Genomic DNA, 6280 nt, shown 5'->3' on the forward strand with positions numbered 1-6280 from the left:
CGTGCGCAATAGCGCCGTCGATATACACGCCGGTTCGGGAAGGCTCCTTACCTGCTGCGATGTCATGCATGTCGCAAGCCAGACGCGCGGGCCTACCGTCATCGAGAACAACCGATTCTGCTGGGGAGGGGATGACCCCATCAACGGGCACAGCGACGGACAATACATCACCGGGAGCGATTCGCCGGAGACGATCACGATTCGCACGTATCTCCCGAATATGTTCGCACCCGGCGATATGCTCGAATTCGTTTCCGGGAAAGGGGTCATCAAGGGGGCGGCTGCGATCAAGGACCTGTCGGTAGAGGTCACGAACAAATGGCCGCGCATCATATATCGCATCGGGCTTGATCGGGCGGTGGCGGACATAAATACGAATAAAGGGGGCGATTATGTATATGATCTCTCCGCATGCGGCGCTCCGCTTTTCCTCCGGTCGAATTATTTTCAATACACATGCCGAACCCTGCCGTTCACTACCGACGCGGTGATAGAGGGGAACACCTATGTAAGCAATCAGGGCGCATTGGGGATAGCGCTCCACTGCGAACCGCCAACCACCTATCCTGCGCTCGAGGGGCCGTCGCCGCGGAACATTGTCATTCGCGACAATCATTTTGTCGGCAGTTTCATCGCGCTGCACGCGAATACGCCCGGCGATATCAGGAATATCGTCCTTTCGAACAATTCGTTCACCGAATTCGCCGAGCCGGCACTTCGGTTCTACGGGGGGAAGGATATCACCGTTTCGCAGACACGCATTGATGTGGCACCGGGCGTGATGCGGTATAAGAAACCGTACAGCCTGATATGGTTCGGTTCCTGTGAGAACGTTGAGGTATGCGATCTGCTCGTACGTGACATGGATGCATCCCTCGATGCGGTCATACGGCTGTCTGGGATGAGTGATACGGAACTTCGTACGATCAGGATCACGGCGGAAACAGCCGGATGTCCCGTTGTAAAGAGATGAAATAGAGAAGCCGCATACGATAGTATCATAGGCTCCCATCAAGAGCGGCGCCGCATGCGACGGCCGATAAGACGGCTTCTTTTTCATTCGGGCGTGGATCCCCTTGAAAAACGCAACTATTGTCCGAAGAACCGCAACGACATTATTTCGGTTTTTATGTATACTGATATCATTCCCGAAAAGGAGAACATCATGAGATACATGGCAGGTCCGTTTCGAACGCTTTGTATGACGATCATCATTTCCGCATTCTTCAGCGCGGCGGTATCCGCGGATGCGATCGTGGATCTGCGGCTCTCGGGAGAAAATGCGGCTGTCACAAGCGCATTTCAGAACGGGCTCAAAGCGGTCGTGACCGCCGATGTGGGCGCGGAATCCGCTCTCGGAAAAGGCGCAATGAAAATAAGCGTCGAAGCGCCCGCGTCGTCCTCGCCGTCGATCTATAATGCGCAGGTGTGGGTGAAATATCCCGGGGTGCTCACCCCTGGCGGAACATACCGCATGTCCATCATGTGGAAAGCGGCCAAAAAAACGCCCATTATGATCGCCGTCATGACCGAAGGCGCTCCCTATGCGCTGGGTACCGCATCGCGCGAGACATTCATCCCCGATGAGTGGACGAAAGAGATATGGGAATTCGAGATAAAGAAAGATTTCACCGCGAAGGGCCTGCGACTTCCGCTCATGCTTTTCGGCAAGGCGGAAGCGGGTACGTCGATATGGATCGCGGCGGTGAAGGTGGAATCGATGGATGAAGCATCGAAACCGGTGAAAGCAGTGAAGCGCGATCCGGTGAAAATGGCGAGCGGACGTCCCATCGTCGGGGCGATACGCTGGGACGCCTGGCATGCGCCGAAAGGGAATAATCCGGCCGCGCAGATGCTCGCATCGCTCGGGCCGAAGCAGTATCACTGGCGTATGCCGTTCTTTGCGCGGGTAAAGAGCGAGAATGAGATAGCGCTCGATGGATACTCGCCCGAGGTCATCGGGAAAGAGATAGACTACGCGAAGAGATGTATCGACTATTGGGCATTTTTGCTCTACGATACGGACTTGTCAATGAGCGATGCGATCAATGTGTATATCGATCATCCCCGCAGGAAGGAAATGCCGTTCTGTGTCATCGCGCAGCCGGATACGTTCGGCAATGCAGCGGCTTTTCCGGCGCGTATGAAGCGCGTCATCGATTATATGATCGACGATGCATACGTAACGGTTCTCGGCGGACGCCCGCTTGTGTATCTTTTCAGCATGACCGACGAATGGCTCAAGGCTTGGGGCGGCGCGGCGAATGCGCGCAAGCTTTTCGATGATTTCCGCGAGGCTGCGAAGACCGCGGGCTCAGGCGACCCGTATATCGTGGTCATGGAATACACTCCCGCCCGCGCGAAATTGTATGCCGACATTATCGGTGCGCAAGCGGTCAGTTCGTATGCGTTCGATACGGGGAGTGTTGGAACGCCCTCGAAATATTCGACGCTTGCCGACGATGCGCGTATCTTCTGGGAGCAATGTCTTTCGACGCGCGCCGAAGTGGTGCCGATTGTCATGGCAGGTTGGGACCGCCGTCCGCGCATAGAGCATCCGGTGTCGTGGGAGAGAAATCAGCTTCCCGGCGTCGGTATTGAGAAATATTATGAGACACCGACACCCGCGGAGCTTGCGTCGCAAATCGAGGAGGCGATGCATTGTGCCGTTGAAAACAAGGCGAAATGTCCGGCGCAGGCGGTGATAGTGTATGCATGGAACGAGCACGACGAGGGGGGCTGGCTTTGCCCGACGAGAAATGAGGACGGTACGGCGAATATGAGCCGCGTTGATGCTATCGGTGCTATGCGAAAGGGCTTTTCTTCGTCGTCCGCGCGTGCGGTATCCGAAGCACGGGTACCTATGAACGGACGCATCCTTCACCTCGATGCGATGAATGCCGCGTCGCTGAAAAAAAGCGGCGATGTTGTTTCCCTGTGGAAGGATATTTCCGGCAAAGGGAACGATGCGGTGTCAGTGAACTCGGCAATGAAATACGTGAGCTATCCCAGCGGTGTGAAAGCGGTGCGCTTCGACCCGGGGAAGGGCATGTTCAGGTCGGGAGCGACCGCCGAGATCGCGACCGTCTTTGCCGTGCATCGGTGTCCGGCAGAAATGGAAGCGGCACAGTACGGACGCATACTGTCGATGTATAACGGTACGACGATGAAGAACGGCGGTGCCGTGGATTGGATATCTCCGAGCTGGTGCATCTATGTGGCGAACGACAAACCCTATGATACGAGCGTGGAAGTGAAAAGGGGGCCGATACTTGGCAAAGGGCTCGGCATCGGCGGAAGCATGAGCAAGGACGGCGATAATTTCGTCGGCGAGATCGCGGAGATCATCGTGTATGACCGCGCGCTTGCGTCGGATGAGATGCTGTCGCTGCTCAGGTATCTTCGACAGAAATGGCGTACATTCGAGCCGTGGGCGGGGAAGGCGAACGATACGACATCGTCGCTCGGGGAGTGACGGTGATGCGGATGTGTGATAGTTTGAAAGCATCAGCGATGAAGCATGCGGAAGCGGCAACAAATATACGAAAGGAATTCTATATGAAAACAAGGTGCAATGTTTTATTCGGTCTCCTGCTCGCGGCGTCCGTCTACGGGGAGCGGATGACTGTCGGCGTCATACGCTGGGATGCATGGTTCGACTGGTCGAAGTACAGCAAGGTTTCCAATCGGTATGAGGGCTATTTGACCCCGAAGCAATGGCATGAGCGTCTGCCGTTCTATGCGAAAGTACTGTCGAACACCGTTGTGGAGATACGCGGCGATACACAGGACATCGTCGACCGGGAGATAGAATATGCGGCGAAAGCCGGGGTGGACTACTGGGTATTCGACTGGTATCACCCGAAGTCGTTCGTCATGGCGGACGGTTTCAATTATGCGTTCAATTACTACCGCACAAGCGAAAAAAAGAAACTTCTCAAATACTGCTATCTCTTACAGTCGCAGTGGCTCGGTCCTAAGGATGAGTGGGAGATGACCGTCGCGGGCTTTGTCAGCAACTTTCAGGATATGCAGTACCAGAAGGTTTCCGGCGGGAGGCCGATCGTATACATCAATTATCTGGATGAAATGCCCAAGAGTGTCGATTCGTGGAAAGGCGGTAAGCGCGGATTCGGTTCATGGGAAGAAGCGCGTAAGTCTTTGGACTATTTACGAAAGAGGACGACCGATGCGGGACTTGCAAATCCCTATCTTGTCGGCAATATCTACTACAGCACATGGCATATCAAAAACATCGACGAGCTCGGTTTGGATGCGGTAAGTGCGTATTCCGCCAACAGCATGAAGGCTCCCGCCGACGGTGATGGTCGGGAGCTGCCGTACCGCGAATTGATGAAGATCAACGAGGAGCGATGGGAGCTCTATAAAAGCACCGGAAAAAAAGTCATACCGCCGCTCAATACGGGCTGGGATTTCCGTGCCATGCTGGTCGATGAAAAGGAAAAGGCATCGTCATCCTACAAAGGGCCCTGGTTCACAAAGCCGACGCCCGAAGAACTTACGGAACATGTGCGTTCCGCGATGCAGTGGGTCGCGCGTAATCCCGATGCAGCCGAGGCGAACACCATCCTGGTCTATGCGTGGGATGAGCTGTGCGAAGGGAGCTGGGTCCTTGTGCCGACGCTCGCAGAAGGAACGACGCGGCTTGACGCACTTGCCAAAGCGCTAACGGGGCGCTGATGCTGTTTACGAAACGACGGATGCAGGATATATTCATCGTGCCGGGAGGAAATACATGACGAAAATAATCGATCTTCTCAAACGCTATTTCGGTTTTATCATTATCGTCGGGGCGTTCCTCGTTTCAGCCCTCGCGGTGTATCTCAATCAGCAGACGCTGGAGACCGACCGTACCTATACGGTGAAACCGGGCGATACGCTCGTGTCCATTGCATCGAACTTTCAGACGACGGCCGCACATCTGTGCGATGAGAACTATCCCGATATCAATGAGCGTGAGGTGCTGAGCACAGGCATGGTCATACGCCTGCCGCAGTCCGCCCGGTCCCGCATCATCACGGTGCGCATAGCCCATTGGCAGCTTGAGCCGGGGTTCCGCGACGGCATCGATGAGCTCGCGAAGGAATACCGAAAGATACATCCGAACGTGCGCGTGGTGCAGGTGGGAGTCCCGTATTCGACGTACGGGCAGTGGTTCGTAACGCAGATGGTCGGCGGTGCGCCCCCTGACCTGATACAGATCGGTTTTGTGCCGTACAATCTTCTTATCAGTTACTATCTCCGCTATTTCACGCCGCTCACCGACCATGTCACATCACCGAACCCGTATAATGCGAACAATGAATTCGCCGGTGTCGCGCTCCGCGAAACGACGAAGGACGGCCTTAAGGCGGGCTATGTTCCCGACATCCAGGAATACATGAACATCGGCATTACCATGCACCTGACGCGCATGTATTACAATAAAAGCCTTTTGAAAAAGCTGACGGGGCGCACGGCGCCGCCCTCAACGTTCGGGGAGTTCATCCGCGTCTGCGAAGAGATAAAGCGGCATACGTTCGTTCCGGGCGACAGAACGAATGCGCCGGGAACGCCGTATGTTCCCATCGCTAATTCCGATTTTCACATGAAGAGCATCATGGAACGGAATTTTTTCGACCCCATAACGACGAAGGCGCGCGATATCATCGATTTCAATCATGACTGCACGGTGAGCACGGTGGAACAGTACATCGGGATGAAGACGGGGCTTATCTCGCTCGATCATCCGGGGTATCGTGCCAAATTCGCCATGGTCTCAGCCGTTGCGAGCAATTCGGTACGCGGCTTCATCGGATTGAACCGCGACGACGGGATATTCATGTTCATCCAACAGCGCGCCGTATTCGTTCCCGGATGGACGGCCGATGCGCCCATGGTCGTCGAGCAGGGGAAGGATAACGGCTTTGAGGTCGGCGTTTTCGATTATCCGTTCCCCGGTCCCGCGGACAAAGGGCTCTATGAGAATTTCGCAGGTCCGGGCTTCGAGGATGTCGCCTCGGGTACGCAGTTCGGATGTGCGACACCGGAGAAGGACCCCGAGCGCCGCCGGGCCGCCATCGATTTCCTTCTGTTCGTCATGCAGAAGGAGAATAATATCGCATTGAACGCGAAGGTGGGATGGATACCCTGCGTGAAAGGTGCTCCCGGTACGGGTGTGAACGCCGAGGTCTCACCGCATGCGGACGGCGTGACCCCCGGCATCAATTTCAATATCGGCGGCGAATCGATAATAAAATGGCAGCAGGTGTATGCGATG

General features: G+C 55.4%; 4 protein-coding genes. All 4 read left to right on the forward strand.

The window, feature by feature from the left end; genetic code table 11:
• The coding region (locus AABZ39_13430; GenBank protein MEK6795777.1) for a hypothetical protein at positions 1 to 973 on the forward strand (973 nt) is incomplete at its 5' end.
• A gap of 192 nt (positions 974 to 1165) precedes the next feature.
• On the forward strand, positions 1166 to 3475 hold the full coding sequence (locus AABZ39_13435; protein MEK6795778.1) for a hypothetical protein: 2310 nt from the start codon (positions 1166 to 1168) through the stop codon (positions 3473 to 3475).
• 83 nt (positions 3476 to 3558) lie between these two features.
• Complete coding sequence (locus AABZ39_13440) at positions 3559 to 4701, forward strand: hypothetical protein (GenBank protein MEK6795779.1); 1143 nt, start codon at positions 3559 to 3561, stop codon at positions 4699 to 4701.
• 55 nt (positions 4702 to 4756) lie between these two features.
• Positions 4757 to 6280 (forward strand): extracellular solute-binding protein (locus tag AABZ39_13445; GenBank protein MEK6795780.1); only part of this gene is annotated, 1524 nt, incomplete at its 3' end.

It is taken from the genome of Spirochaetota bacterium (assembly GCA_038043445.1).
Taxonomy (GTDB): Bacteria; Spirochaetota; Brachyspiria; order Brachyspirales; family JACRPF01; genus JBBTBY01.

What these genes read in the sequence shown, in the direction of transcription:
- AABZ39_13440 (MEK6795779.1), top strand. Translation starts at nt 3,559, where the DNA reads ATGAAAACAAGGTGCAATGTTTTATTCGGTCTCCTGCTCGCGGCGTCC.
- AABZ39_13435 (MEK6795778.1), top strand. Translation starts at nt 1,166, where the DNA reads ATGAGATACATGGCAGGTCCGTTTCGAACGCTTTGTATGACGATCATC.